Genomic DNA, 25,456 nt, shown 5'->3' on the forward strand with positions numbered 1-25,456 from the left:
CACGAGCGCAGTAGCCCCCCACTGCAATCCGGCCCGGTTTCGGCACGGTACTACTTAGTCGCGGTCTGAGCATCGCTGTCGCAGCAGGAGTCCGGTCACAGCGCGGATGCCGACTGCCGACGATTCCAGCACGCTGTCGGCGGCGTCGCGGGAAAGTGGCGCGAAGATCTCCTTGATGGTGCCGCGCAAAGGCGCGGGTTTGCCTACCGCCTCGGCCAGTTGCTTGACCGATATCTCAGCGTCCGTCAGCGCCCAAAGGACCTGGATGCGGGTCGGGCCCGCGAGCATCCTCAGCACCTCGACCACAAACCAGACCTGATCCTCGACGATGTGCGGATGCTTATCTGCATTCATACGCAGATATTTGCCGACATATGTCAGCCTGGCCCGAACGAACGGGAAAACCCGCGCGGAAACCTGCCGAGGACGGGTAAGGAGCACCCCAGTTCCCATACGATCCGAGACGACGCGCAGGTTCCTTCGACGAAACGAGAAGACCCATATCCGACACCGCGTTTCAGATGGTAGCGATCGGCCTGTACTTCGCCGTGATGCTCGCAATCGGCTTCTACGCTTTTCGCCGAACCAGCGACCTCGACGACTACATGCTCGGCGGGCGCAAGCTCACCCCGACCGTCGCCGCGCTGTCCGCGGGCGCATCCGACATGTCCGGATGGCTGCTGCTGGGCGTCCCCGGCGCGATTTATGCGTCCGGACTGGTCGAGTCGTGGATCGTGATCGGGCTGGTGATCGGCGCCTGGCTCAATTGGAAGTTCGTCGCACCGCGACTGCGGGCCTACACCGAGATCGCCAACAACTCGATCACCGTGCCGAGCTTCTTCGAGAACCGGCTGCGCGACAAGTCGCATGTCCTGCGGATCTCGGCCGGCACGATCATCCTGGTGTTCTTCACGTTCTACGTGTCGTCCGGCATGGTCGCCGGCGGCGTGTTCTTCGAGTCATCGTTCGGCTCGTCATATCTGACGGGCATGCTCCTGGTCGCTGGAGTCACCCTGTGCTACACGCTGTTCGGCGGCTTTCTGGGCGCCTCGCTCACCGACGTCGCGCAGGCGGTGTTGATGTTCGCCGCGCTCGTCACGGTTCCCGTCGTCACGATCATCGCCACCGGCGGACCGGGCGAAATGGTCAACCTGGTCGACGCCGCCGACGCCGCCCACAACGCCGCCGATCCGGGTGACGAACTCCAGCGCACGTCACTGTTCTTCGGCGGGAGTCTGCTCGCCATCGTGTCGGCCGCGGCGTGGGGCCTCGGATACTTCGGTCAACCGCACATCATCGTCCGGTTCATGGCGATGCGCTCCTCGGCCGACGCCAAGGCCGGTCGCCGGATCGGCATCAGCTGGATGGTCCTCACCTCCGGCGGCGCCATCACCACCGGCCTCGCGGGCCTGGCGTACTTCTTCCGCGAGGGCGTCACGCTGGACAATCCCGAGACCGTGTTCCTGCGCCTCACACAGGTGATGTTCCATCCCTTCGTCGCGGGGGTCGTGCTCGCCGCTGTGTTGGCGGCCATCATGTCGACGGTTTCGTCGCAGCTGATCGTGTGCTCGTCGGCGCTGGTCGAAGACATCTACCGAGCGTTCGGGAAGGAGGCCAGCCCGGCGAGGCTGGTCACCTACGGACGGCTCGGCGTGTTGACGGTGGCGTTCGTGGCCGGCCTGCTGGCGCTCACCCCGGACGGAACGGTCCTCGACCTCGTCGGCTTCGCGTGGGCCGGCTTCGGTGCCGCATTCGGACCGCTGATCATCCTGTCGCTGTTCTGGCGCAGGCTCACTTCGGCCGGCGCGATCGCCGGCATGCTCGCCGGTGCCGTGGTGGTCGGCATCTGGGGTCAGACCGAGGCGCTGTCGAGCGCGATGTACGAGATCGTTCCCGGCTTCATCGCATGCCTCGTCGTCGCCGTCGCCGTATCGCTCATGACCGCCCGCGAGGAGGACGACGAGATCCAGTCCGAATTCTCCGAGATGGCCGAGAAGGCGCGCGAAACCGCGGCGCCCGCGTGACGTCTGAATCGGTTGCCGTTGAAGGAAGTTGAAGCCCGATCGTAGCCGCGCCCGCCCAGGCGTTTGGGCGTCCAAAGCGCGGGTACGCGGTTGCAATGCCGGACGAGCCGTCGTCAATTCTGCTGATCGCAGATCCCGGCGCTCCCGCAGCAATCGCCGAGCGTCTGTCGAATTCATTGCGTGAGGCGCTGGCGGTCGAGTCTGCGGAAGACGGCCCGTGTGATGTGTCGGTGCGACATCACGCGTATCCGGTCGATGAGTATGCCGAAGTCTCCGAGGTGATCCGCACCATTGAACCCGGTGACAAGCCGGAGGACATTGTCATCTACCTGACCGATTTGCCCCGACGCCAGGGGACGACGCCGGTGACAGCAGAGATCAGCCTGTCTGACCGGTTGGGAGTGATTTCGATTCCCGCGGTGGGTGGCTTGTCGATCGATCGCCGGATCCAGAAATTGGCGCGGGCCGTCGTTGCCGAGATCACGGGCCGATCGGATGAGCAAACGCCTTCGGTGAAGCGGCTGAAGCGGACTCAGGTCGACGGTGTGGTCCGTTACGTCGCGCCGCCACCACTGTCACGTCTGCGGCTCTTGATGGGAATGGTCTACGCCAACCGCCCGTGGCGGTTGGTCTCTGGTCTGTCCAAGGTGATGATGGCGGCGTTCGCCGCCGGCGCCGTGAGCCTTGCCTATCCGACGATCTGGCAGTTGTCGGACACCATGGGCCCCGGGCGGCTCACCGCGGCGACCTTGTTGGCGAGCGCCGCGTTGATTGCGTGGCTCATCGTCGATCACGAGCTATGGGAACGCCCGCATTCGGCCGGTGAACGCAAACGAGCCGTGTTGTACAACGCGACGACCGTCGTCACACTGACGATCGGCGTCGCCATCTTCCACATCGGGTTGTATGTCCTGATATTGGTGACGGCGTGGTGGACGCTCCCGCCGGAGTTGGTCGCTCGAAACATCGGTCATTCCGTCGGATTCTCAACCGTGTTGGTGGTGACCTGGTTGGTGGCGGCGATCGCCACGCTCGGCGGCGCGTTGGGATCGGGCATGGAGGACGGCGAGGCCGTGAAGGCGGCGGCATACGGGGCGCGGCAACGCCAACGATTCGACCAGGAAAGAGCACGCTGACGCACTTCAACGGTGTCCCGGCCTGGACTGCTATTGCGGCGGTGCGAAGAACTCGAGCGCGATCCCGTCGGCCAGACCACATGCCGGAATCCGGTGTCGGTGTGTTCGTCGACGACCGGTTCGGCCCCGATCAGCTCTTGGTACCAGGGCGCGCTGACCGCGAGGTCACGCACCGTCAGCGCGACGTGGTTCAGTGACGGAAAGGGCATGGCGCCTCCCGTTTTCTGGTCGGACTCACACAACGCGTCTGCCGCGCCGTGCCCGGGCCCGCATATCCCAGAGGTACAGCCGGTAGCCGAAAATCCAGACGTCGCGGGGGATCACGCGGTCGGCGACACGCAGCGCGGTCAGCAGCGCCTCGAACCTGCGCTGCTGGCGCGCCGACCACGGCAACCGCATGTGCTCACGGAACTCGTGCGGCAGAAACCCCGTCGTGGCGAACAGGTTGAATCGGCCGGCGAGCAGCCGCAGCGGAGCGGGCAGGAACGCCATCGCCGCCACCCCGTGCAGGTGTTCACGCACGGGTTCGTCGATGCGCAGTTCATCCAGCGAGCGCTTCCAGTATTCGTCGAAGGCGGCGCGATCCGGCGGCCACATGTCCTCGCGCACCTGCAGCGTGGTGCCGAGCTTTCTGGCGTCGAGATAGATCGCATCGGCCGCCTCGTCGTCGAGCGGTCCGTACAGGAACTCGTGCTGGTCGATGTAGTAGCGGTACAGGCAGGCGGCCACCCACAGCTGCAACCGGGGATCAAAAGCCTTGTAACTCACCGGGCTTGACGGGGTGGAGCGCACTAAGGCGTGCACGCGGTCGACCTCCTTGCGGATCAACCGGCGGTCGTCCTCGGTGCCCATCGTGGCCACCGCGAGATAGGTGCCGGTGGTGCGCGCCCGTTTGAACGGATGCTTGTAGACGTTGCCGCTGTCGACCGGGCTCTCCAGCACGCCATAGCCGACGCCGGGGGAGGCCAGCTGCATGATCACGTTGGCGGCCGGTGCCAGCGCAGCAGCCGGATTGAGCAAGTCGACGACGCGTCTCGGCCGACGCGGTGGCCCGAACCTCATGCATCCGAGTAGATCACCTTGTGAGACGCTCGCGAAGTGTTTGCGCCGACGTCACGCTCGCGGCTGGTGGGGATCGCCGCCGGTTGTGTCGCGGATTCGTTGTTCGCCGACCCTCGGCGCGGACATCCCGTGGCGCTCTTCGGCAGTGTGGCAGCCGGTTTGGAGTGGCGCAGTTACGCCGACACCCGAGCGGCGGGCGTCCTGCACACGGCGACCCTGCTCGGCGCGCTGGCACTGCTCGGGACCGCGGCCGACAGATCGTCACTGCGCCGGGGCGCCGCCGCGGCCACGATCACCACGGCCGCCACGGTGTTCGTCGCGCTGGGCGGGACCTCCCTGGTCCGCACCGGAGCGCAGATGGCGCACCATCTCGACCACGGTGACGTCGACGTCGCGCGACGTCTGCTGCCCGCGCTGTGTGGCCGCGATCCCGCCGTGCTCGACGAGGGCGGCCTCACCCGGGCGGCGCTGGAGTCGGTCGCGGAGAACACCTCCGATGCCCACGTGGCGCCGCTGCTGTGGGCCGCCTTCGGGGGTGTGCCCGCGGTGTTGGTGTACCGCGGTGCGAACACCCTCGACGCGATGATCGGCCACAAGTCGCCTCGATACCGGAGGTTCGGTTGGGCGGCAGCGCGTTTCGACGACCTGCTGAATCATTTCGCCGCCCGCGCGACCGCGGTGCTGGTCGCCGTGTGCGCACCCGTGGTCGGCGGCTCTCCCGTCGCGGCGCTGCGTGCGTGGAGGCGCGACGCGGGCCGCCATCCGAGTCCGAACGCGGGCGTGGTGGAGGCCGCCTTCGCGGGCGCGCTCGGGGTCCGGCTCGGCGGGCCCACTCAATACGAGCACGAACTGGAGATCCGGCCGACGCTCGGCGACGGACCGCCGCCACAGGTGGCCGACCTGCGCAGGGCTGTGCGGCTGTCGCGGGCGGTTCAGGTGGCCGCCGCCGGGGTGGCGGTCGGGGTCAGCGCCGTCGGCCGTAGCGGTCGGCGAGCTTTTCCTCCGTCGTGAGCGGAGCGTCGGGGCGCGTCTGCGCGGCCTCCCGCGCGGCCTTCTCCAGCCTGCGTTGGCGCAGCTCGGCGTAGATGAAGTAGCCGAGACCGATCGGCGCGATGATGCCGAACGCGATCCACTGAATGCCATAGGACAGGAACGGCCCGGCGTCGAGATGCGGCAGCGGGATCGCGCCCAGTCCGCCGGGCTGATCGGCCTCCAGCTGCAGATAGGAACCGGCCAGCGGGACACCGGTGATCGCCGAGATCTGCGAGGTGTTGATCGAGTACACGTGCTGGATGTCGTCCTGGCGGAACGGCTCCTTGTCTCGCACCAGCCCCTCGGAGTCGCGCAACCGCGCGGCGATCGTCACCGTGCCGTCCGGCACCGGCGGGATCTCCGGCACCCCCGAGGCCTGTACCGGCCGGACGTATCCGCGATCGACGAGCACGGTCGGTCCGCCGTCCACGGCGAACGGGACCAGCACCTCGAATGCGGGTTCGCCTTCGACCATCCGCAGCCGCGCGAGCACCTGAGCCTCCGGCAGATAGCGTCCGGTCGCGGTGACCCGGCGCCACTGATCGTCGGGCGCCGCCGAATCCTGGTTCGGGAGAAGCGAGGTCACAGGGACCGGCTCGGCGGTCAGCGAGTGCGCGATCTGCGCGTTCTCCCGCGAGGTTTGGGTGTTCTTGCCCAACTGCCACGGCGCCAGCACGGTGAAACACAGATACGCGAAAGCGGCCACCACGACGAACAGCGCCAGCCAAGACGGCCGCAGCAGGAAAGACCACCGGCGCATCAGCTGGCGATCCCCCGGCCGGCGAGCTGCTCGTCGACCCACTCGTGCAGGCCCGGCAGCGACGCCTCGATGACCTCGTACACGTCCTCGAAGTCGGCGTGGTCGCCGTAGTAGGGGTCCTCGACGTCCAGTGGATGGGCGCCCGAGCGCGGGTCGAACGACCGCAGCATCCGGATCCGCTCGGCGGGCACTCCCAGATCCTTGAGCATCCGAACGTGGTTGCGACCGAGCGCGATCACGAGGTCGGCGGACATGTGGTCCTCGTTGACCTGGGCGGCGCGGTGCGCGGTCGGATAGCCGTGCTCGCGCAGCACGTGGCTGGCCCGGCGGTCCGCCGGCTCGCCGGCGTGCCAACCGCCGGTGCCGGCGCTGGTGACTCGCACCGCGTGGCCCAGCCCGCGCGCGGAGATCTGATGGGCGAATATCTTCTCGGCCATCGGCGACCGGCAGATATTGCCCGAACAGATGAACGTCACGTGCAGAGGTTCAGACACCCAGCACCTCACGCAGGTCCGCGACCGACGCCACGTGCGCGGCGGCAGCAACGTCGTCGGGCCCGTCGAAATCGTTCTCCCCGTAACCCCATCCGACGACCACCGTCTCGATACCGTGCGCGGCGGCGCCTTCGACGTCGTGCGACCGGTCACCGACCATCAGCGTGCGCTCGGGGATGTCGTCCAGCTGGGCCAACGCGTGGGCGACGACGTCGACCTTGCGTGCGCGCGAACCGTCGACGCTGGCGCCCGCGATGACCTCGAAGCAGTCGGCCAGGCCGAAGTGGGCGAGGATCCGCTGCGCGGTCGGCTCGGCCTTCGAGGTGGCCACCGCCAGGCGCACTCCGGCCGCGCGCAGATCGACGAGCAGCGCCGGGATACCGTCGAAGACGCGGTTCATCGCCCATCCTCGGGTCCGGTAGTCCGCGCGGTATGCCTCGATGGCGTCGGCGGTGCGGTCGCCGAGTCCCAGGCCCTGCAGGGTGTGATGCATCGGCGGGCCGATGATCATGCTGGCCAGGTCTCCGTCGGGCACCGCGGCGCCGACCGACCCCAGGGCATGGCGGAAACTCGAGACGATGCCCTGCGCCGAGTCGGTCAGGGTGCCGTCGAGGTCGAAGATCACCAATTGGGGGCGGGTCGCCGTGGTCGTGGAGGCCAGCATGTCGGTCACGGCCCCATTCTCCCCGATCGCAGAACCTCCGCAGCCAGCGCACTAGGGTCGTGATGTGGTGAGTCCGTCGCGTGCAGCCGCGCGCTACCACGGCGATCAGGCCGTGGCCCCCGGGATGCTGGACTTCGCCGTCAACGTCCGCGCCGACGAGCCACCGTCGTGGCTGGTCGACCGGCTCGCGGCGCGGTTGACCGACCTCGCCCGGTATCCGAGCGCGGTCGACGCGGCGCGCGCGCTCGACGCGGTCGCCGGCAGGCACGGCCGCGCGGTCGACGAGGTCGTGCTGCTGGCGGGGGCGGCCGAGGGTTTCGCGTGGCTGGCCGAGCTGCAGCCGCGACTTGTCGCGCTGATCGCGCCGTCGTTCACCGAACCGGAGGCGGCACTGGCGTCGGCCGGGGTGCCCTTCGTGCACGTGGTGCTGGAAGAGCCGTACACGCTGACCCCGGACGCGGTGCCCGGCGATGCGGACCTCGTCGTCGTCGGCAATCCGACCAATCCGACCGGCGTGCTGCACACCCGCGAGCAGGTGCTCGCCCTGCGCAGGCCCGGGCGCATCGTGGTGGTGGACGAGGCGTTCGCCGACGCGATTCCCGGCGAGCCCGGATCGCTGGCCGGCCTGGCCCTGCCCGACGTCGTCGTCCTGCGCAGCCTGACCAAGACGTGGGCGCTGGCCGGGCTGCGCGTCGGCTACGCCCTCGGTGCACCCGACGTGCTGGCGCGGTTGACGGCACGGCGTGCCCACTGGCCGTTGGGCACGCTGCAACTCGAAGCCATCGCAGCGTGCAGCACGCCCGAGGCGGTGGCCGAGGCCCACCGTGCCGCCCGTCGGCTGACAGAGGTGCGCGCCGAGATGGTGGCGGGCTTGACTAGCATCGGCGTGCATGTCGTCACCGGTTCGGCCCCGTTCGTCCTGTTCTGCGTCCCGGACGCCGAGCTGATGCGAAAACACCTGGACCGCAGAGGCATTGCCGTGCGTCGCTGCGACACGTTCGTCGGGCTCGACGGTCAGTTCCTGCGCGCGGCGGTACGTCCGGAGTGGCCCGTGCTGGTCGAGGCGATGGCCGAGGTGCTGCGGTGAGCGCGCGGCTGGCCGACATCATCGACGTGCTGGAGGCGGCGTACCCGCCAGAGCTGGCGCAGGACTGGGACTCGGTTGGCCTGGTCTGCGGCGACCCCTCGGAGACCGTCGAGACGGTGACGGTGGCCGTGGACGCGACCGCCGAGGTCATCGCCGAGGTGCCCGACCGCGGCCTGCTGCTGGCTCACCATCCGCTGCTGCTGCGTGGCGTGGACACCGTGGCGGCCAGCACCGCGAAGGGTGCCCTGATCCATCGGCTGATCCGCAGCGGCCGGGCGCTGTTCACCGCGCACACCAACGCCGATTCGGCCTCGCCCGGCGTCTCCGACGCGCTGGCCGAAGCGCTCGGCCTGACCATCGAGGCGGTGCTGGCCCCGGCCACCGCGGAGTCGGACTTGGACAAGTGGGTCGTGTTCGTGCCCGCGGAGAATTCGGAGGCGCTGCGGGAAGCCATGTTCGCCGCGGGCGCGGGCCGCATCGGCGACTATTCGCATTGCTGCTGGATCACGACGGGCACCGGGCAGTTCCTGCCGCACGACGGCGCGTCCCCGGCGATCGGCAGCGTCGGATCCATCGAGCGCGTCCCTGAGGACCGGGTGGAGGTCATCGCCCCCGCCCGGTTGCGCGGGCACGTGCTGGCCGCGATGCGGGGCGCGCATCCCTACGAGGAACCGGCCTTCGACGTCTTCACGCTGGCGCCGATTCCGGGCAATGTCGGGCTGGGACGCATCGGTGTGCTGGATCGTCCTGAACCGCTGTCGGCGTTCGTGTCTCGGGTGCGCGAAGCGCTGCCCGCCACGTCGTGGGGGGTGCGCGCCTCGGGTGACCCCGACGCGGAGGTGTCGCGGATCGCGGTGTGCGGTGGTGCGGGTGACTCGCTGCTCGGCCTGGTCGCCCGCACGGGCGTCGACGCATACGTGACGTCGGACCTGCGGCACCATCCCGCCGACGAACACCGACGCGCTTCGCAGGTCGCGCTCGTCGACGTCGCGCACTGGGCCAGTGAGTACCCCTGGTGCCGCCAAGCCGCAGACCTGCTGAGCGCCCACTTCGGTGAAGCGCTACCCGTGCGGGTGTCAAGCGTGCGCACCGATCCATGGAACGTCGAGAGATGAGCATGAAAGCTGAAGTAGCTCAACAACAGTCGCTATTCGAACTGGCCGAACTCGATGCCGGCCTCGCCCGGCTGGAGCATCGGTTGAAGAACCTCCCCGAACAGCAGCGGCTGGAGGAGGTCCAGGCCGCGCATCGGGAGGCCAACGACCGGCTGGCGGCCTTGCAGATCGCCATCGAGGACCTCGACGCCCAGATCGCCAAGTTCGAATCCGAGATCGATTCGGTCCGCCAGCGCGAGGACCGTGATCGCAAGCTGCTCTCGGGCGGCTCGGTCGACGCCAAACAGCTCACCGAGTTGCAGCACGAACTCGACACCCTGGAGCGCAGGCAAGCGGCGCTGGAGGATTCGCAACTCGAGGTGATGGAGCGCCGTGAGGAGTTGCAGCGCGATCAGCAAGCCGCGCTTGCAAGGATGGATGAGCTGCAGAACGAGCTGGGCTCCGCGCAGAGCGCATGCGACGACGTCCGTACCGAACTGGATCAGCAGCGTCACCAGAGCTTGTCGCGCCGTGACGAACTCGTCGCGGCACTCGACCCCGATTTGGTCAGGCTCTACGAGCAGCAGCGCGCCCGCGGCGGCGCGGGGGCCGGACAACTGCAGGGCCGTCGATGCGGGGCGTGCCGCATCGAGATCGACAAGGGCGAGCTTGCGCGCATCTCCGCGGCGGCCGACGACGAAGTGCTTCGCTGCCCCGAATGTGGCGCGATTCTGTTGCGCGTCAAGGGCTCGGGCGCGTGAAGGTCATCGTCGAGGCGGACGGTGGCTCGCGCGGCAACCCGGGACCGGCGGGCTATGGAGCGGTGGTCTGGTCGGCCGACCATGCCACCGTGTTCGCCGAGAGCAAGGAGGCGATCGGCCACGCCACCAACAACGTCGCCGAGTATCGCGGGCTGATCGCCGGTCTGAGCGAGGCCGCGAGCCTGCGCGCCACCGAGGTCGACGTGCTGATGGACTCCAAGCTTGTGGTGGAACAGATGTCAGGCCGGTGGAAGGTCAAGCACCCGGACATCGCAGTCCTGCATCAGCAGGCCACGGCGCTCGCCGCCCGATTCGAACGGGTCACCTACAAGTGGATACCGCGTGGGCAGAACAGCCACGCCGACCGGTTGGCCAACGAAGCGATGGATGCCGCGGCCGAAATGCCCTCGGGCGTCGAGGATTCAAAGCTACACCAGGCCCCCAACTCCACGGCGTGGAGCGGTGCGCGCGGTGCGCCGACGCGGTTCCTGCTGCTGCGCCACGGTCAGACCGAGTTGTCGGTCGACCGCCGATACTCCGGGCGCGGTAACCCGGCGCTGACCGAACTCGGGCGTCGTCAGGCCGAAGCCGCCGCGAGCTATCTCGGACAGCGCGGGGGTGTCGCGGCGGTTGTCACGTCACCGCTGCAGCGCGCGTACGACACCGCGGCGGCGGCGGCCAAGGTGCTCAGCCTGGACGTGGCCGTCGACGACGACCTCATCGAGACCGATTTCGGGGCCTGGGAGGGACTGACGTTCGCCGAAGCGGCCGCACGCGACCCCGACCTACACCGGCGTTGGCTGCGCGACACCTCGCTGGCGCCCCCGGACGGCGAGAGCTTCGATGCCGCCGCACAGCGGGTCGGCAGGGCACGGGCACGCATTCTCGCCGAGCACGCGGGGGAGACGGTGCTGGTGGTCTCGCACGTGACGCCGATCAAGACGCTACTGCGGATGGCGCTCGACGGTGGCCCGAACATCCTGTTCCGGCTGCACCTCGATCTCGCGTCGCTGTCGATCGCCGAGTTCTATCCCGACGGTGCGGCGTCGGTGCGGTTGGTCAATCAGACGGCCTACCTGGATTAGTCGTGTAGGTGCAGCCGCTCGCCGTGCGGCCCGAAGATGGTGATCGCCTCGACCGGACCGTCCACGACGCCGAACCAGTGCGGTGTCCAGGTCGAGAATTCCACGGCCTCACCGGGTTTCACCGTGAAGTCGCGTTCGCCCAGGATCAGCCGCAGTCGGCCGGACAGCACGTACATCCAGTCCTGGCCTTCGTGCACCGGGAGTTCGGCGGGCGGGTTGCGCCGGCGGGCGCTGATCCGGATCTTGAATGCGTGCAAGCCGCCGGCGGCCTGGCGGGTCAACGGCCAGTACGTGATGCCGTGTGCGGTATGGGATCCGCTGCGCACGCGCGGATCCTCGGCTTCCGGTGCGCGCAGCAGGTCGTCGGTGCTCACCGCCAATGCCCCGGCCAGTCTCGGTAGGTGATCGAGGGCGAGGCGGCGCTTGCCGGACTCCAGTCGGCTCAGCGTCGACACGTCGATGTTCGACCGTCGGGCCACCTCGTCGAGCGTCAGGCCGTGCTGGGTGCGCAGTTCGCGCAGCCTGCGTCGCACCCGCGCGTCGACACCGTCGTCATTTGCCTGCATGGCAAGAAAGCTTGGCAGTTTCTCGCGACGGCTGCAAGGTGGTCCCATGGACAGAATTTGGGATTGCGTCGTCGTCGGGGGCGGCGCCGCCGGGTTGAGTGCCGCGCTGGTGCTGGGGCGGGCCCGTCGTCGCACACTGCTGATCGACGGCGGCGCACAGAGCAACCTCCCCGCGCACGGGATAGGCGGGCTTCTGGGCCACGACGGCCGGCCGCCGGCGGAACTGTATGCGTTGGGACGCCAAGAGTTGTCGGCGTATCCCTCGGTCGAAGTGCGGACGGCGGAAGTCACCGGCGGGGACCGCGCCGACGAATCGTTTGTCCTGCGGTTGGACGACGGCGGGATCGAGCGGGCCAGGAGGGTGGTCTTGTCCACCGGTATGGAGTACCGGCCGCCGGCGCTTCCCGGGCTGGCGCAGTTGTGGGGTCGGTCCGCATTCCACTGCCCGTTCTGTCACGGCTGGGAAGTCCGCGATCAGCCGCTGGCCGTGCTGGCGCGCGGTGCACTCGACGCTGTTGTTGCGTCTCTGGAGCGACGACCTCGTCCTGCTCACCGATGGACCCAGCGATCTCGGTGGCGCACAGCGTGAACGGCTGACGGCCGCGGGTGTGACGGTGGACGAACGCGCGGTGGCCGAATTGTCCGGTGCCGATGGGAGTCTGGAGGCCGTGGTGTTCGCCGACGGCAGCCGGCTGCCCCGGACGGGCATTCTGGTCGCGACGACGCTTCACCAACGCTCGTCGCTGGCCGAACAGCTCGGCGCCGCATCGGGCGAGTCGACACCGGTCGCGCACAATCCGGTTCACGTCGACGCGTTCTATCGCACCAGTGCGGGCGGGGTTTTCGCCGCCGGCGACCTGGTCGCCCAGATGCCGCAGGTGGCCGCCGCGCTGGCGGCCGGTTCGGCGGCGGCCGCCGCTGTCGTGCAGAGCCTGGTCGAGGAGGAGTTTCCAGCAGTTGTCCTGGAAGGGAGCGGACATGTCAACGCCTGACGCCAAACAGCATTGGGAAGAGCGCTATAGCGAACGCAACCGCATCTGGAGCGGGCGGGCCAACGTCCGTCTCGTCGAGGTGGTGTCGGACCTCGAGCCCGGCATCGCACTGGATCTGGGCAGCGGTGAGGGTGGTGACGCGATGTGGCTCGCCGACAAGGGATGGCGGGTCGTCGCCGTCGACATCGCCGACACCGCCTTGCGGCGTGCGGCCACCGATGCCGTCGCGCGCGGGGTAGGGGACCGGATCGACTTTCAGCAGCACGACCTGTCGCAGAGCTTCCCCGATGGCGAATTCGATTTGGTGAATGCGCAGTTCCTGCACTCCACGTTCCCGCTTGACCGGACGGCCATCTTCAGGGCGGCCGCGCGGGCGGTCCGGCCGGGTGGGATTCTGCTCATCGTCGATCACGGCACACCGCCGCCGTGGCTTTCCGAACTTCATGATCACCACCACACGTTCACACCGCCCGAGGAGATCGTCGTCGCGCTGAATCTGCCTGATTCCGAATGGCAACCGGCTCGGATCAGCACACCGATGCGTGAGGTCACCACACCGGACGGCGAGCCGGCGCTGTGGTCCGACAACATGATCGTGCTGCGGCGCCGGTAGGAGCTATGCGGCGTCGTGGAAGATGAGCCCGAGCGTGTAGCGCTCACCTGAGCGCACCACGGACACGCCATGGCGCACCGGCGCGGCGGACCAACCGCGGGCCGATCGCACCGGCCGCTCTCGGGTGGTGAAGACGTAGCCGTGCCCGTGCGGCAACAGTGTGGAGGTACCGCGGGATTGAGCGCGGGGGCGTTGTTCGACCAGCAAGAACTCGCCGCCGGTGTGGTCGACACCCGGCTCGCTGAGATTGATCACAACCTGCAGAGGAAACACCAAGTCGCCGTATAGGTCTCGGTGCAGTGCATTCCAATCGCCCGGACCGTATTTGAGCATGAGCGCGGTCGACTTCGTCTGGCCTGCGGCGTGGCACAAGTCGAGCCAGTCGCCGAAGTCGTCCGGCCACGGCGTCGGTCTACCCAACCTGGACCACCAATCCCTCGCGATGGGGAGCAGCCGCGGGTACAAAGCCTGCCTGAGCGCCTCGACCACTTCGGGGTAGGGCTCGCGCAAATACCGGTACTTGCCTTGGCCGAACCGGTGCCTAGCCATGTCGATGGTGGAACGGAACAACTCGTCGGCGGTGTAAAGCCGCTTGAGCGTCGCGCCTTCACGCTTGGTGAGCAGCCGGGGCAGAAGGGCGCCCCCGGTCGCGTCGAGTTCGGCCTGGACGGCCTCCCAGTCGGCGGTGTCGACGCGAGTGTGCCATCGCGTATGCGCCATGTGGCGTTGCATACCCAGAAGACGCTCGCGGGGCGACATTCTGTGAGGTCATCCCCTAGCGGGAATTCATTCACAGGGCGCTGGTTTCGGCGTTCAGATTGTCGGGGGTGCGAGTAGTATCGAAAGTATGTTCGAAGTGCCCTCGGATGCCGATCTGATCACCTTCATGGGTGAAGAGGCGCGCGAGGAGTCGGCGGCCATGGGGAGGCGGCTGCAACTAGTGGGCGATCTGTTCGCCCGGCGCAATCCGGAGATGGTGGAGTCGCGGTTCTACGTCGCCGATGCGATCGCCGCAGTGGCGGCCGAGATCGCGCCGGTGCAGAACATCAGCCATGCCCGCGCGGTCGGTCAGGTCCAGGTCGCGATCGCGCTGCGGGATCGGCTGCCGCAGGTGCTCAGACGGTTCTGTCGGGGAATGATCGACTACCGGATGGTCTCAACGATCGTCGCGCGCACCGAGAATGTCGACGACGACGTCATGGTAAGACTGGACGAGGCGTTGGCCTGGCGGGTCGAGAAGTGGATGAAGCTGTCGAAGCCCAAACTGCGTGACCGCATCGATATGTTCATCGCCGACTTCGATCCGGCCGCGGTCCGAGTGCCGCCGGAAGCCGATAAGCATCGCTACGTCGACGTCAGTCCCGCCGACTGTGCCGGATCGGCGTTTCTCGCGGGCAGGCTGCGCGCCGAAGACGGTGCGGCCTTGACTGCACGGTTGGATGCGTTGGCGGCCACCGTGTGCGAGAACGATCCGCGGACGGTCGCCCAGCGTCGCGCCGACGCCTGCGGTCCGCTGGCGCGGCTCGAGGCCACGCTGGCCTGCCGGTGTGGATCCGACGACTGTCCCGCGCGCACCGAGCGTGCCGCGGCGTCCGCAGCGGTGATCCATCTTCTGGCCGAACAAGCCACCGTCGATGGAACCAGCGACAAGCCGGGATATCTAAGCGGTTTCGGGGTGCTGCCCGCCGAGTCGGTGCGCGACCTGGCGCGTCACGCCGAACTCAAGCCGGTGCACGTACCGGCCGGCAATGCCGCTGCAGACCTCGGAGATCGCCCGAGTGCGGGGGATCGCACCAGCGCGAGCGCACGACCGAGCGCCGGGTATCGCCCGAGCGCCAAGTTGACCGAGTTCCTGCAGTGGCGGGACATGACGTGCCGTTGGCCCGGATGCGACAAGCCGGTGTCGAGATGCGATGTGGACCATACGGTGCCGTGGCCCTTCGGTCCGACGCATCCGTCGAATACCAAGCACTACTGCCGCGTTCATCATCTGCTCAAGACGTTCTATGGCGGCAGTGGTGGTTGGCGTGATGAGCAATTACCCGACGGCACAATCATTCTGACCGCTCCGACCGGACACGTGTACCGATCGGAACCCCACGGCGCGAGAATGTTTCCCACGCTCGGGCAATCGACCGGCGCGCTCGAGGTCAAGACGCCTCCGCCGGAGAACCCCGACCGCATGGCAATGATGCCGCGCCGCAGGCAAACTCGCGAAGAGGCCCGCCGTGACCGCATCAATACCGAACGACGAAGACGTAGCGAACTGATCGGCGAAGAGCAGCGACAACATCTGGCGTGGCTCGCGGCGAACTACAAGCCGCCGCCGTTCTGAACTCGGCGTCACGCACATCTCGCCGGCAGGTCAATTGATCATGAAATTGATGAACCTGCCAATTTCCCGTCCCCGCCGCTCTAAGCTCGTGGCCAGATCTTGCCTCATGTTTCGGACGAGCGACCGTAGGAGACAGGAGTCGATGAAGAATCTCCCTGTAGGAACGACGGCCGGCCTCTGCGCCGTTGCTCTGAGCTTTGGGCTTGTGGCCTGCGGTTCCAGCGATGACACGGCGGCCACGACAACCACCTCAGCGACGAGCACGACCGGCACGTCGGCCGCACCCAGTCCCCAGGCCGACGACGACGAGACCATCAACGAGTACATCACCGACAGCGGAATCGCGGAAACGCCGATCAGACCAGGTGAACCGGGAACTCCCGACTTCGATTTCCCCATTCCACCCCAATGGAGTGACGCGGGGGAGGCGACGCCGGAATGGGCCTACGGAGCCATCGTCTACGACAACCCCAAGGACCCCAACGATCCGCCCGACATGTACGCGATCGCTTCCAAACTCACCGGCAACGTCGATGCGGCGAAAATCTTCGAGTACGCGCCGGAGCAACTGGAGGACATGGCCGAGTTCAAACCATTGGCAGAACCGACGAGGGGCTCCTTCGGCGGCTTCGACTCGATTTCGTTCGCCGGCACGTTCATGGACAACGGCAAGCCGCGATTCGTCGCCCAGAAGACCGTCGTTGTGCCGGGAGCCGACGGCTTGTTCGTCCTGCAGCTGAATGCGGACAGCCTCGAGAGTGAGCAGAACGTGGTGCTCGATGCCATCAAGGTGATCGATGAACAGACGACGATCAGGCCGCCGTCGTGACCACCGGCATCCGAAACCCATGGACCCCCGCTTACCGACGGAGACGCATCGCTATGAGAATCCGGACATCGGCTACAGGCATCCTGGCTTCGGTGTGCAGCGCCGTGCTGCTCTCGACCTCCCTGGTGACCGCGCCTGCGGCGCAGGCGCAATGTACGGCCGGCGAGGTGTGGGACCAGCGCACCGGGGTGTGCTGGGACCAGTCGCAGACCTCACTGGGGGTATCGGGCACCGGCGGCTGGTGCAAGCCGGGCAGGATCGGATTGTGTATCGCGGCCTGGCAGAACTCGCAGGTCCCCGGCGCGAACATCAAGCCCGCTCCGCCCGCGGGGCCGGCGCCACGTTCGACGTGGCCCCGCGGCTGACGCCACGCGTGGAAGAACGCCGTCACCCCGTGACGGCAGAGATGTCGGCGAGCTGGGTCAGGCGCACGCTGTTGCCCGACGGATCCCGGAACCCGCAGTCTATGCCGTAGGGCATCTCGTGCGGCTCCTCGGTGAATTCCACTCCGCGCGAACGCATTTCCTCATAGGAGGCCTGGCAGTTCTCGGTGGTGAGGAACACCGTGCCCGCGAATCCCTTGGCGGTCAGGTCCAGCACCTGCTCACGGGTCGGCGGGTCCATGACCGGTTCACCCGGCACGGCCATCAGCACGATCGACACGTCGTCCTGGCCCGGCGGGCCGACGGTCAGCCACCGAAAGATGCCGTCGACATCAGGCAGCGAAACATCCTGCCGCACTTCCATACCGACCTTCTCGGTCCAGAACCTCAGTGCCACTTCTTGGTCGTGAACCCACAGGTGGGCGCTTGCGATTTTGATCATGGCTCGACGCTACGGCCGCGCGGCTTTCCGCGTCTTCTCCCCGTGTGCTGTCTTGCGCACCCGACTGTCGGCGGGCGGCCGAGTGTCGCGTTTGAGGATGCAACTCGGGATCCGGGCATGGATGGCCGCGGGTGGCAGGCTCGCGCGGTATGCGGCCGGGGGCAGTCCGTACACGCGGGCGAAGCTGGTGGTGAACGACCCCACGCTCTGTAGCCCCACCATCACGCAGATGTCGGCGACCGAGCGGTCGGTGTAGCGCAGCAGCGCGGCTGCGCGTTCCAGACGCCGGGTCTGCAGGTAAGCCCGCGGTGTCTCGCCGAAGGTGCGGGTGAACATCCGACTGAAGTGCGCACGCGACAGTCCGGCGGCCGCGGCGAGGTCGTCGACGGTGATCGCCTCGGCGTACCGAGCGTCGACCAGATCTTTGGCGCGCAGCAGATAGCGCGCCGGAGGCACCTGCGCCATGCGCCAAGTATGTCGAACTCGCGGAACAGCGGCGACACGCAGTACGTTGAATCCGCGGATGAGTTGGCTGGGCGGCCGCGGGATCCAGGTCCACCTGGGTTTCGAGGAAAGTCCGGACTTCACAGAGCAGGGTGATTGCTAACGGCAATCCGAGGTGACTCGCGGGAAAGTGCCACAGAAAACAGACCGCCACCATCGGGTCTTCGGACTCGCCGGAGGTAAGGGTGAAACGGTGCGGTAAGAGCGCACCGGCATTCCGGGTGACCGGAGTGGCTAGGCAAACCCCACCCGAAGCAAGGCCAAGAAGGCCGCAACCTGGTTGCGGCCGCGCAGGCGCCCGAGGGTTGCTCGCCCGAGCCTGCGGGTAGGCCGCTCGAGGCACCCGGCGACGGTGTGTCCAGATGGATGGTCGCCACCTCGCCGCCGCGGTCAGCCGCGGTGGTGCGGGACAGAATCCGGCTTACAGGCCAACTCATCCGCCCCTTGGCCGGGTCACCGCGCCTTGCGCACCGCCTTGGCGAGCTTCTTGAGTGCCCCGTCCAACTGCTCTCGCGAGCGATGCGCGAGTTCCTCCTCCATCCGGAAGAGCAGACCATAGGTGAACGTGTCCTCGCCTGCGGCATGCGCGACATCGGCCTGCTGGCGGAGGTGAGTCCGGCTCACGACGCTGTCCTGGTGGTCGCCGAGCAGCGACTGAATGCTCTTGGCCCGATCCGAGACCTTGGACTCGCCGGTCGCGGCGGCTGTATAGCGAAGACGTTTGGCGCCCTTGCGGATTCGGTGCAACGCCTCGTCTTTGTCCTCGTCGGCTTCGGCGGCGGCCGCGGTCTTCGCCGCTTTGCGCACACGCTTGTAGGCCGCGTCGATCGTCGCCTGTGTGCGCTCGTCCTCGTCCTGCGACAGCACCGGCTCCGCGGCCACCAGCCCCTCGAGCGCGTCGAGCAGCCGGAAGTAACGCTGCGAACGCATCGCGATCAGCGACCGGCGCAGTCCAGCCGCGTAGCGGCGCTCGGCCCCGTCGACCAGCCGCTCGCGCACCGGGCCGCGGATCAACTCCGCGGGCAGCTCATCGAGGGCCTTCTCGTAGCGTTCGGCCAGCACTTCGGCGTCGCGCGCCACTCCCAGAATCCCGGCCAGCTGCTTGAGCTCGTCCAGAATCCAGGCGTCGTCGGAGATGCCGAACGCATCCCGGGAGGTTTGCAGCAGGCTGCGGATCTTGCGTGTCGTGACCCGCATCTGGTGCACCGAGTCCGGCACGTCGGCGCGCACCGCTCGGTCCCACTCGATCAGCTGCTCGACCTGTTCGGCCACCGCCCGGTGCACGGCGTCGGCCGGTCGCACAGCGTCCTCCGGCGCCGAGGATTCCGCCAGCACACGCGCCAGCTTCGAACCGCTGGCCGCGGGTTCGGCGCCGGCATCGATCAGCCGGTTCGACAGCCGGTCGAGCAGTTCCCGGTCGGCGCCGTCGGTCAGTTCGAGTTCCCATTCGCGCCACGCCTGCTCCGGGCCGCCGGGCTCGGCCGACGCGGTCACCTGGTCGTCGCAGAACTCCGCGATCGGCGTCCCGTCGGGGCCGTAGAGCATGTTGACGATGCGCCGGGTCGAGATGCGTGCGACCGGGCGCAAGGGATGGTCGCGCACGATGGCCAGCACGACGTCGCGCAGCGCCTCGGGCACCTCGCTCGCATCGCCGAGGGGCTCCCTGACCTCAGTACGGGCGTCCGGGCCGGCGGGAAGTTTGAGATGCCACCCTTCGTCGGGCCCCCCGGTGCGCCTGCGCAGCGTGATACGCCGCGTCGCGAGGTCGTGATCGGGGGTGTCGAAGTAGACGGCTTCGAGGTGGTGCGCCGGCGATCCTTCGACCCTGGCGACCGCCGACAACCCTTCGAACGACGGCGACACGGTCGACTCGCCGACGTCGAACTTACGCTCGACCTCCAAATGCCGCGTCGCCTTGTCGCTGGATTTACCCATGGTGCGAGACAGATTGCCACACGTACGTGAACACGGGGGAACAGATGCCCAGCACAGAGACGATAGTGTCCCCCTGTGACCGACTACGAAACGCTGACCTTCGAGCAGAGCGGCGCCATCGCCCGCATCACGCTGAATCGGCCGGATGCCGCAAACGGCATGAACGGCACCATGACTCGTGAACTGGCCGCGGCGGCCAAGCGGTGCGACACCGATGCGACCAAAGTCGTGGTGCTCACCGGGTCCGGCCGGTTCTTCTGCGCCGGTGGTGATTTGAAGGACTTCGCGTCGGCGCCGGACCGCGGCGCGCACCTCAAGGGCGTCGCCGACGATCTGCACCGCGCGATCTCGACGTTCGCCCGGATGAACGCGGTGGTGATCACCGCGGTGAACGGCACCGCGGCCGGCGCCGGATTCTCACTCGCGGTCACCGGCGATCTGGTACTGGCCGCCGAATCGGCATCGTTCACGATGGCCTACACCCGCGTCGGCCTGAGCCCCGACGGGAGCGCGTCCTACTACCTTCCGCGGCTTGTCGGGATCACCAAGACCAAGGAACTCATGCTCACCAACCGGAGCCTGACGGCGCAGGAGGCCTCGCAGTGGGGGCTGGTGACCGAGGTGGTCCCGGATGCCGAACTGCCCGACCGGGCCTCGAAGCTGGCCGATCAGATGGCGGCCACCTCGGCCGGTTCCAACGGTGGGGTCAAGCAATTGCTGCTTGGGACGTTCGGCAACGGCCTCGAGGAGCAGATGGAACTCGAGGGACGGCTGATCGCCGCGCGCGCGGTCTCCAGCGACGGCCGAGAAGGCGTCGACGCCTTCCTGGCCAAGCGCAAGCCCGACTTCGCCTAGAAGGAGTGCTCGTCGGCGGGGAACACCCCGCTGGCCACCTCATCGGCGTACTGCTCTGCGGCGCGGCGCAATTCGGCGCCGACGTCGCCGAAGCGCTTGACGAACTTGGCGGTCTTGCCGTTGGTCATGCCCGCCATGTCCTGCCACACCAGCACCTGTGCGTCGCAGTTCGGGCCCGCGCCGATGCCGATGGTGGGGATGGTCAGCTTGCCGGTGATCTGGGTGGCCAGTTCGGCGGGCACCATCTCCATGACGACCGAGAACGCGCCGGCTTCCTGCACGGCGATCGCGTCGTGGATGGTCTGCTCGGCGGCGTCACCGCGGCCCTGGACCCGGAAGCCGCCCAGACCGTTCACGCTCTGCGGCGTGAACCCGATATGGGCCATCACGGGGATCCCGGCAGCGCTGAGCATGGCGATCTGCTCGGTCACGCGCTCGCCGCCCTCGAGCTTGACCGCGTGGGCGCCGGTCTGCTTCAGGAAGCGGGTCGCCGTCGATAAAGCCTGCTGAGGGCCGCCTTCGTAGCTCCCGAACGGGAGGTCGGCCACCACCAGCGCGTGCGGCGCGCCGCGTACGACGCCACGGACCAGGGGGATCAGCTCGTCGATCGTCACGGGCACGGTGGTGTCGTAGCCATAGACGACGTTGGCGGCCGAATCGCCGACCAACAGCACCGGGATGCCTGCCTCGTCGAACACGCGGGCGGTGGAGTAGTCGTAGGCCGTGAGCATGGCCCACTTGTGGCCTTCGGCTTTCCATTTCTGCAGGTGCAGGGTGCGCGTTTTGGTCCGCGGAGCGGGCGAGGCAGCCCCGTAGACGGTCTGCTCAGACATCGTTGTCCCCCAATTGGGTGGGTCGGGTCGAATCCTCGAGGCCGAAATCGGTCCCCGGGTTCGCTGACGCCCCCAGTCTGCCACCCTGTGCGCGAGATGTTAAAAGGCCTGTTGAGTGGATTTGCTCACACCCGCGCGCGCCGGGCATAGCATTCCGGCATGCAACGGCTCAGCGGGCTCGACGCCAGCTTCTTGTACCTCGAGACCGCGCAGCAGCCGCTGCATGTGTGTTCGATCCTCGAACTGGACACCTCGACGATGCCGGGCGGCTACACGTTCGACCGGTTCCGGGACGAGTTGAACCAGCGCATCAAGGCAATGCCGGAGTTCCGCGAGAAATTGGCCGACAGCCGGTTCAACCTCGACCATCCGGTGTGGGTGGAGGACAAGGACTTCGACGTCGACCGCCATCTGCATCGCATCGGCCTGCCCGCGCCCGGCGGCCCTCGCGAGCTCGCCGAGATCTGCGGCCATATCGCGTCGCTGCCGCTGGACCGCAGCCGTCCGCTGTGGGAGAAGTGGGTCATCGAGAACATCGACCGAACCGATCCGCAGGACGGCGGGCGTCTCGTGGTGATGACGAAGGTTCACCACGCGGGCGTCGACGGCGTGACCGGGGCGAGCCTGATGTCGCAGCTGTGCAGCACCGAACCCGACGCGCTGCCGCCGGATCCCGTCGACGGTCCAGGCGACGCGAGCTCCCTGGAGATCGCGGTTTCCGGTGCGGTCAAGTTCGCCACCCGGCCACTGAAGCTGGCCAGCACGCTGCCCATGACGGTGTCTTCGGTGGTCGACACGGTCCGCCGTGCCCGCTCGGGCAACTCGATGGCGCCGCCGTTCGCCGCCCCCAGGACGGTGTTCAACATGAACGTCACCGGGCACCGCAACATCGCGTTCGCGCAACTGGATCTCGAGGACATCAAGACCGTCAAGAACCACTTCGGGGTCAAAGTCAACGACGTGGTGATGGCGCTGGTCTCCGGTGTGCTGCGCAAGTACCTCGCCGACCGCGGCCAGCTGCCGGACAACTCCCTCGTCGCGATGGTGCCGGTCTCGGTGCACGACAGGTCCGATCGACCCGGCCGCAACCAGGTCTCGGGGATGTTCTCGCGACTGGAGACCCACATCGAGGATCCGGCGGCCCGGCTGAAATCCATTGCTGAGGCGAATTCGGTTGCCAAACAACACAGTTCGGCGATCGGCGCGACCCTGCTGCAGGACTGGACGCAGTTCGCCGCCCCGGCGGTGTTCGGTGTCGCGATGCGCGTCTACGCGTCGAGCCGGCTGAGCGGCGCGCGCCCGGTGCACAACCTTGTCATCTCCAACGTCCCCGGGCCGCAGGTGCCGCTGTACTACCTGGGCTGCGAGGCCAAGGCGATGTATCCGCTCGGTCCGATCTTCCACGGGTCGGGTCTCAACATCACCGTCATGTCGCTGACCGGGTCGCTGAACGTCGGCATCGTGTCCTGTCCGGAACTGCTGCCCGACCTGTGGGACATGGCCGACGACTTCACCGCGGCGCTCGACGAGTTGTTGGCCGCCACGCGATAGCGCCCTAGCCAGCGGCGATGAGGGTTCATGGCAGCATGTTGAGCCATGAACGCCAAGATCGGGGTCATCGCGACCACTGTGCTGCTCGCGGCCACCGGATGCAGCCAACTGGTGGACGGCCGCGCCGTCGTCGCGGTGCCGCCGCCGGGCACCCCGATCGAATGGGTCAAATGCCAGTCGGACCAGTCCGACGAGTCGCGGATTCCCGCTGACGCCGAATGCGGCATGCTGTCGGTCCCGGTGGACTACGAGCAGCCTGACGGTGACGTGGCCCGGCTCGCGATGGTCCGGTTCAAGGCCACCGGCGACAAGATCGGCTCGCTGATCATCAACCCCGGGGGTCCGGGGGAGTCCGGTGTGGAGGCCGCAGCGAGCCTCGTCAGCTCGCTACCCGAGTCGGTGCGGGAGCGCTTCGACCTCGTCGGCTTCGATCCGCGTGGGGTCGCGAACTCCACGCCGGCGCTGTGGTGCAACTCCGACGCCGACAACGACCGACTGCGCGCCGAGCCCCAGGTCGACTACTCGCCGGAGGGCGTCGCCGACATCGAGAAGGAGACCAAGGACTTCGTCGCACGCTGCGAGGACAAGATGGGCAAGGAGTTCCTCGCCAATGTCGGGACCGTGAACGTGGCCAAGGATCTCGACGCGATGCGCCAGGCGCTCGGTGACGAGAAACTGACCTACCTCGGCTACTCCTACGGCACCCGGATCGGCGCCGCCTACGCCGAGAACTACCCGGACAAGGTGCGCGCGATGGTCCTCGACGGGGCGGTCGATCCCAACGCCGATCCCACCGAGGCCAACGTCCGGCAGGCCGCGGCCTTCCAGACCGCGTTCAACGACTACGCCGCCGACTGTGCGAAGAACACCGCGTGCCCCCTGGGCACCGACCCGGCGAAGGCCAACGACGTCTACCACAGCCTGGTCGACCCATTGGTGGAAAAGCCGCTGCGGACGCGGGACCCCCGCGGCCTGAGCTACTCCGACGCGCTCGTGGGCACCATCCTGCCGCTGTACTCGCCCGACCTGTGGCGGCATCTGACGCAGGCGCTCAGCGAGATGGAGCGGGGCACCGGTGACACCATGCTCGCGCTGGCCGATCTGTACATGGGCCGCGACGCGCAGGGCCACTACAACAACTCCACCGATGTGCGGGTGGCGGTCAACTGTGTGGACAAACCCGCGGTGACCGACCGCGCGAAGGTCGTCGAGGAGGACCGGCGGGTGCGCGAGGCGGCGCCGTTCATGAGCTACGGCGAGTTCACCGGGCACGCTCCTTTGGGCACGTGCGCGTTCTGGCCGGTCCCGCCGACGAGCGAACCGCACGAACTCGAGGTGGAGGGGCTGCCCCCGACGTTGGTGGTCTCGACGACCAACGATCCCGCCACGCCGTACCAGGCGGGTGTGGAGTTGGCCAAGCAGCTCGGTGGAACGCTCGTGACGTTCCAGGGCACCCAGCACACCGTGGTGTTCCAGGGCAACAAGTGCGTCGACGACATCGCGGCCAACTACCTCGTCGACCTGGCGCTGCCGCCGGCCGACACCACCTGCTCCTCGGACTGATCAGGGCCGCGAACTGCGCTGGTGGCCTTACGGAATCTCCCAGTGACCCGGAGTCCCATCGAAGAACGGGTTCTCGAAACCCTGCACCGTGGGCAGTTTCCGCAGCTCATCCGACGGGATGCCGTAGAAGGGATTGCGAACCCCGTTGATGGTGGCCTCCGCCCTCAGCTGGACGGGGCCGATCTGTTCGCCCGGCAGTCCGAAGTAGTCGCCGACCCCCGGCACGCCCGGCCAGACGTCGGGCACAGCCCACTGCGGAATCTCCCAGTGGCCCGGTGCCTCGTCGAAGAACGGGTTCTCATAACCCTGGACCGTCCGCATCTTCTTGAGTTGTCCGGGCGGGATGTTGAAGAACGGGTTCGGTACTCCGTTGATGGTGGCCGCGTTCTTCAATTGCCCTGGTGGGATACGAGTGCCGGGCAACCCGAAGTAGGCGTCGATGTTGGGCAAGTTCGGCTCCAGATCCGGCAAATCGACGTCGACCGCGGGTGCCGGGACCGGCGGCAGGTCTGGCCGCGGCAGGGGCGGCACGTCGATCGGTGGCACGTTCACGTCGACGTCCGGGACGCGCGGCGCCTCGACTCGTGGAACGTCCACGTCGACTCGTGGCACCTCCACGTCGACCTTCGGGGCACGGGGTATTTCGACCCGCGGTACCTCGACGTTGGGAACCGGTGGCGGCGCCGGAATGGGCGGTATCGGCGGGGACGGGAACTTCGGGTCTGCGTGCACGACGCCCGCTCCCAAGCCGAGTGCTGTGAAGCCACCCAAGGCCCCGGCCAGGCCGACGGAAAACGCTGTTTTCTTGAGGTTCATGGTCGCTCCTCGCATCGGTTTCTGCGGCGCGACCCCCCGA

Annotated in this window: 25 protein-coding genes, 1 other RNA gene and 3 pseudogenes; 16 read left to right on the plus strand and 13 right to left on the minus strand. The window is 67.7% G+C overall.

The genetic code is table 11. From position 1 onward, the window contains the following. Positions 1-189 precede the first annotated feature (189 nt). A pseudogene (locus AU198_RS26120) lies at positions 190-354 on the minus strand (transcriptional regulator); the annotation flags it as partial. A 146-nt stretch (positions 355-500) separates the two neighbouring features. Here AU198_RS26120 and putP point away from each other — a divergent pair. Together putP and AU198_RS26885 are read left to right on the plus strand one after the other, a co-directional pair. After that, a complete protein-coding gene (putP, locus tag AU198_RS07805) occupies positions 501-2,024 on the plus strand; it encodes a sodium/proline symporter PutP (protein WP_064347281.1) in 1,524 nt (507 codons plus the stop codon). A gap of 95 nt (positions 2,025-2,119) precedes the next feature. Beyond that, entirely contained in the window at positions 2,120-3,160 is a 1,041-nt protein-coding gene (locus AU198_RS26885; RefSeq protein ID WP_064347283.1) for a hypothetical protein, read from the plus strand. Between the two features lie 71 nt (positions 3,161-3,231). On the opposite strand, the pseudogene AU198_RS26890 reads toward AU198_RS26885, so the two are convergent. Further along, positions 3,232-3,369: pseudogene (locus AU198_RS26890) on the minus strand (VOC family protein); the annotation flags it as partial. A gap of 25 nt (positions 3,370-3,394) precedes the next feature. Next, positions 3,395-4,222, minus strand: coding sequence for an oxygenase MpaB family protein (locus tag AU198_RS07815; protein WP_064347285.1), 828 nt, complete (start codon positions 4,220-4,222; stop codon positions 3,395-3,397). Between the two features lie 36 nt (positions 4,223-4,258). Here AU198_RS07815 and AU198_RS07820 point away from each other — a divergent pair, with 36 nt between their 5' ends. Next, on the plus strand, positions 4,259-5,233 hold the full coding sequence (locus tag AU198_RS07820; protein ID WP_064347287.1) for a cobalamin biosynthesis protein: 975 nt from the start codon (positions 4,259-4,261) through the stop codon (positions 5,231-5,233). Here the strand turns inward: AU198_RS07820 and AU198_RS07825 are convergent. The 3 genes from AU198_RS07825 to AU198_RS07835 are packed head-to-tail and all read right to left on the minus strand — an operon-like array spanning position 5,187 to position 7,172. Next, positions 5,187-6,014, minus strand: coding sequence for an SURF1 family cytochrome oxidase biogenesis protein (locus AU198_RS07825; RefSeq protein WP_064347289.1), 828 nt, complete (start codon positions 6,012-6,014; stop codon positions 5,187-5,189). The genes AU198_RS07820 and AU198_RS07825 overlap by 47 nt on opposite strands. Further along, entirely contained in the window at positions 6,014-6,508 is a 495-nt protein-coding gene (locus AU198_RS07830) for a low molecular weight protein-tyrosine-phosphatase (RefSeq protein WP_064347292.1), read from the minus strand. Before AU198_RS07830 ends, AU198_RS07825 begins: the two co-directional genes overlap by 1 nt. Beyond that, positions 6,501-7,172 (minus strand): HAD-IA family hydrolase, encoded by a 672-nt coding sequence (locus tag AU198_RS07835; RefSeq protein WP_064347359.1) that lies wholly within the window; start codon positions 7,170-7,172, stop codon positions 6,501-6,503. Before AU198_RS07835 ends, AU198_RS07830 begins: the two co-directional genes overlap by 8 nt. Before the next feature lie 64 nt (positions 7,173-7,236). Between AU198_RS07835 and cobC the strand changes: the two genes are divergently transcribed. Genes cobC through AU198_RS07855 form a run of 4 tightly spaced genes read left to right on the plus strand, consistent with a single transcriptional unit; the run spans position 7,237 to position 11,199 of the window. After that, complete coding sequence (cobC, locus tag AU198_RS07840) at positions 7,237-8,259, plus strand: Rv2231c family histidinol phosphate aminotransferase CobC (RefSeq protein WP_064347295.1); 1,023 nt, start codon at positions 7,237-7,239, stop codon at positions 8,257-8,259. Beyond that, entirely contained in the window at positions 8,256-9,374 is a 1,119-nt protein-coding gene (locus AU198_RS07845; RefSeq protein ID WP_064347296.1) for a Nif3-like dinuclear metal center hexameric protein, read from the plus strand. Before cobC ends, AU198_RS07845 begins: the two co-directional genes overlap by 4 nt. Before the next feature lie 2 nt (positions 9,375-9,376). Further along, positions 9,377-10,114, plus strand: a complete 738-nt coding sequence (locus AU198_RS07850) for a zinc ribbon domain-containing protein (RefSeq protein ID WP_064347299.1) — start codon at positions 9,377-9,379, stop codon at positions 10,112-10,114. Continuing rightward, positions 10,111-11,199 carry a bifunctional RNase H/acid phosphatase gene (locus AU198_RS07855; RefSeq protein ID WP_064347300.1) on the plus strand — a complete coding sequence of 363 codons (1,089 nt, stop codon included), beginning with the start codon at positions 10,111-10,113 and terminating at the stop codon, positions 11,197-11,199. The genes AU198_RS07850 and AU198_RS07855 overlap by 4 nt, the downstream gene beginning before the upstream one ends. Here AU198_RS07855 and AU198_RS07860 read toward each other — a convergent pair. Further along, positions 11,196-11,765 (minus strand): helix-turn-helix domain-containing protein, encoded by a 570-nt coding sequence (locus AU198_RS07860; protein WP_064347302.1) that lies wholly within the window; start codon positions 11,763-11,765, stop codon positions 11,196-11,198. The two genes, AU198_RS07855 and AU198_RS07860, sit on opposite strands and share 4 nt — an antisense overlap. Before the next feature lie 46 nt (positions 11,766-11,811). Here AU198_RS07860 and AU198_RS07865 point away from each other — a divergent pair. Together AU198_RS07865 and AU198_RS07870 are read left to right on the plus strand one after the other, a co-directional pair. After that, a pseudogene (locus tag AU198_RS07865) lies at positions 11,812-12,757 on the plus strand (NAD(P)/FAD-dependent oxidoreductase). Further along, entirely contained in the window at positions 12,744-13,370 is a 627-nt protein-coding gene (locus AU198_RS07870; protein WP_064347304.1) for a class I SAM-dependent methyltransferase, read from the plus strand. The pseudogene AU198_RS07865 and the gene AU198_RS07870 overlap by 14 nt, the downstream one beginning before the upstream one ends. Positions 13,371-13,373: 3 nt before the next feature. Here the strand turns inward: AU198_RS07870 and AU198_RS07875 are convergent, their stop codons facing one another. Further along, complete coding sequence (locus tag AU198_RS07875; protein WP_064347305.1) at positions 13,374-14,090, minus strand: 2OG-Fe(II) oxygenase; 717 nt, start codon at positions 14,088-14,090, stop codon at positions 13,374-13,376. A 127-nt stretch (positions 14,091-14,217) separates the two neighbouring features. On the opposite strand from AU198_RS07875, the gene AU198_RS07880 reads away from it, so the two are divergent. The 3 genes from AU198_RS07880 to AU198_RS26125 all read left to right on the plus strand — a co-directional run bounded on the left by AU198_RS07880 (position 14,218) and on the right by AU198_RS26125 (position 16,899). Beyond that, on the plus strand, positions 14,218-15,705 hold the full coding sequence (locus tag AU198_RS07880) for an HNH endonuclease signature motif containing protein (protein ID WP_064347307.1): 1,488 nt from the start codon (positions 14,218-14,220) through the stop codon (positions 15,703-15,705). 40 nt (positions 15,706-15,745) lie between these two features. Next, positions 15,746-16,534 carry an envelope biogenesis lipoprotein LpqN gene (lpqN, locus tag AU198_RS07885; protein WP_353612082.1) on the plus strand — a complete coding sequence of 263 codons (789 nt, stop codon included), beginning with the start codon at positions 15,746-15,748 and terminating at the stop codon, positions 16,532-16,534. A gap of 92 nt (positions 16,535-16,626) precedes the next feature. Next, entirely contained in the window at positions 16,627-16,899 is a 273-nt protein-coding gene (locus tag AU198_RS26125) for a hypothetical protein (protein ID WP_156431524.1), read from the plus strand. A gap of 22 nt (positions 16,900-16,921) precedes the next feature. Here the strand turns inward: AU198_RS26125 and AU198_RS07895 are convergent, their stop codons facing one another. Then, complete coding sequence (locus AU198_RS07895; RefSeq protein WP_064347313.1) at positions 16,922-17,359, minus strand: VOC family protein; 438 nt, start codon at positions 17,357-17,359, stop codon at positions 16,922-16,924. A gap of 9 nt (positions 17,360-17,368) precedes the next feature. Continuing rightward, a complete protein-coding gene (locus AU198_RS07900) occupies positions 17,369-17,824 on the minus strand; it encodes a helix-turn-helix domain-containing protein (protein ID WP_064347316.1) in 456 nt (151 codons plus the stop codon). A gap of 59 nt (positions 17,825-17,883) precedes the next feature. Between AU198_RS07900 and rnpB the strand changes: the two genes are divergently transcribed. Beyond that, positions 17,884-18,303: RNase P RNA component class A (gene rnpB / locus AU198_RS07980), an RNA gene on the plus strand. Positions 18,304-18,316: 13 nt separating this feature from the next. Here the strand turns inward: rnpB and AU198_RS07905 are convergent. Then, positions 18,317-19,798, minus strand: a complete 1,482-nt coding sequence (locus tag AU198_RS07905) for a CYTH and CHAD domain-containing protein (protein ID WP_064347318.1) — start codon at positions 19,796-19,798, stop codon at positions 18,317-18,319. Between the two features lie 75 nt (positions 19,799-19,873). On the opposite strand from AU198_RS07905, the gene AU198_RS07910 reads away from it, so the two are divergent. Then, on the plus strand, positions 19,874-20,653 hold the full coding sequence (locus AU198_RS07910; protein ID WP_064347319.1) for an enoyl-CoA hydratase/isomerase family protein: 780 nt from the start codon (positions 19,874-19,876) through the stop codon (positions 20,651-20,653). On the opposite strand, the gene panB is transcribed toward AU198_RS07910, so the two are convergent. Continuing rightward, a complete protein-coding gene (gene panB / locus AU198_RS07915; protein ID WP_064347320.1) occupies positions 20,650-21,486 on the minus strand; it encodes a 3-methyl-2-oxobutanoate hydroxymethyltransferase in 837 nt (278 codons plus the stop codon). The two genes, AU198_RS07910 and panB, sit on opposite strands and share 4 nt — an antisense overlap. A gap of 159 nt (positions 21,487-21,645) precedes the next feature. Between panB and AU198_RS07920 the strand changes: the two genes are divergently transcribed. Next, a complete protein-coding gene (locus tag AU198_RS07920; RefSeq protein ID WP_064347322.1) occupies positions 21,646-23,037 on the plus strand; it encodes a WS/DGAT/MGAT family O-acyltransferase in 1,392 nt (463 codons plus the stop codon). 45 nt (positions 23,038-23,082) lie between these two features. Then, positions 23,083-24,600, plus strand: a complete 1,518-nt coding sequence (locus AU198_RS07925) for an alpha/beta hydrolase (RefSeq protein WP_064347323.1) — start codon at positions 23,083-23,085, stop codon at positions 24,598-24,600. Positions 24,601-24,627: 27 nt separating this feature from the next. Here AU198_RS07925 and AU198_RS07930 read toward each other — a convergent pair whose 3' ends face one another. Then, on the minus strand, positions 24,628-25,416 hold the full coding sequence (locus AU198_RS07930; RefSeq protein ID WP_197416056.1) for a hypothetical protein: 789 nt from the start codon (positions 25,414-25,416) through the stop codon (positions 24,628-24,630). Positions 25,417-25,456 lie beyond the last annotated feature (40 nt).

The sequence above is a fragment of the Mycobacterium sp. GA-1199 genome (assembly GCF_001500045.1).
In the GTDB taxonomy this organism is placed as follows: Bacteria; Actinomycetota; Actinomycetes; order Mycobacteriales; family Mycobacteriaceae; genus Mycobacterium.

What these genes read in the sequence shown, in the direction of transcription:
- AU198_RS07875 (WP_064347305.1), bottom strand. Translation starts at nt 14,090, where the DNA reads ATGGCGCATACGCGATGGCACACTCGCGTCGACACCGCCGACTGGGAG.
- AU198_RS07925 (WP_064347323.1), top strand. Translation starts at nt 23,083, where the DNA reads ATGAACGCCAAGATCGGGGTCATCGCGACCACTGTGCTGCTCGCGGCC.
- lpqN (WP_353612082.1), top strand. Translation starts at nt 15,746, where the DNA reads ATGAAATTGATGAACCTGCCAATTTCCCGTCCCCGCCGCTCTAAGCTC.
- AU198_RS07870 (WP_064347304.1), top strand. Translation starts at nt 12,744, where the DNA reads ATGTCAACGCCTGACGCCAAACAGCATTGGGAAGAGCGCTATAGCGAA.
- AU198_RS07900 (WP_064347316.1), bottom strand. Translation starts at nt 17,824, where the DNA reads ATGGCGCAGGTGCCTCCGGCGCGCTATCTGCTGCGCGCCAAAGATCTG.
- AU198_RS26885 (WP_064347283.1), top strand. Translation starts at nt 2,120, where the DNA reads ATGCCGGACGAGCCGTCGTCAATTCTGCTGATCGCAGATCCCGGCGCT.
- AU198_RS07895 (WP_064347313.1), bottom strand. Translation starts at nt 17,359, where the DNA reads ATGATCAAAATCGCAAGCGCCCACCTGTGGGTTCACGACCAAGAAGTG.
- AU198_RS07825 (WP_064347289.1), bottom strand. Translation starts at nt 6,014, where the DNA reads ATGCGCCGGTGGTCTTTCCTGCTGCGGCCGTCTTGGCTGGCGCTGTTC.
- panB (WP_064347320.1), bottom strand. Translation starts at nt 21,486, where the DNA reads ATGTCTGAGCAGACCGTCTACGGGGCTGCCTCGCCCGCTCCGCGGACC.
- AU198_RS07815 (WP_064347285.1), bottom strand. Translation starts at nt 4,222, where the DNA reads ATGAGGTTCGGGCCACCGCGTCGGCCGAGACGCGTCGTCGACTTGCTC.
- AU198_RS07905 (WP_064347318.1), bottom strand. Translation starts at nt 19,798, where the DNA reads ATGGGTAAATCCAGCGACAAGGCGACGCGGCATTTGGAGGTCGAGCGT.
- AU198_RS07860 (WP_064347302.1), bottom strand. Translation starts at nt 11,765, where the DNA reads ATGCAGGCAAATGACGACGGTGTCGACGCGCGGGTGCGACGCAGGCTG.
- AU198_RS07930 (WP_197416056.1), bottom strand. Translation starts at nt 25,416, where the DNA reads ATGAACCTCAAGAAAACAGCGTTTTCCGTCGGCCTGGCCGGGGCCTTG.
- AU198_RS07880 (WP_064347307.1), top strand. Translation starts at nt 14,218, where the DNA reads ATGTTCGAAGTGCCCTCGGATGCCGATCTGATCACCTTCATGGGTGAA.
- AU198_RS07850 (WP_064347299.1), top strand. Translation starts at nt 9,377, where the DNA reads ATGAAAGCTGAAGTAGCTCAACAACAGTCGCTATTCGAACTGGCCGAA.
- AU198_RS07835 (WP_064347359.1), bottom strand. Translation starts at nt 7,172, where the DNA reads ATGCTGGCCTCCACGACCACGGCGACCCGCCCCCAATTGGTGATCTTC.
- AU198_RS07920 (WP_064347322.1), top strand. Translation starts at nt 21,646, where the DNA reads ATGCAACGGCTCAGCGGGCTCGACGCCAGCTTCTTGTACCTCGAGACC.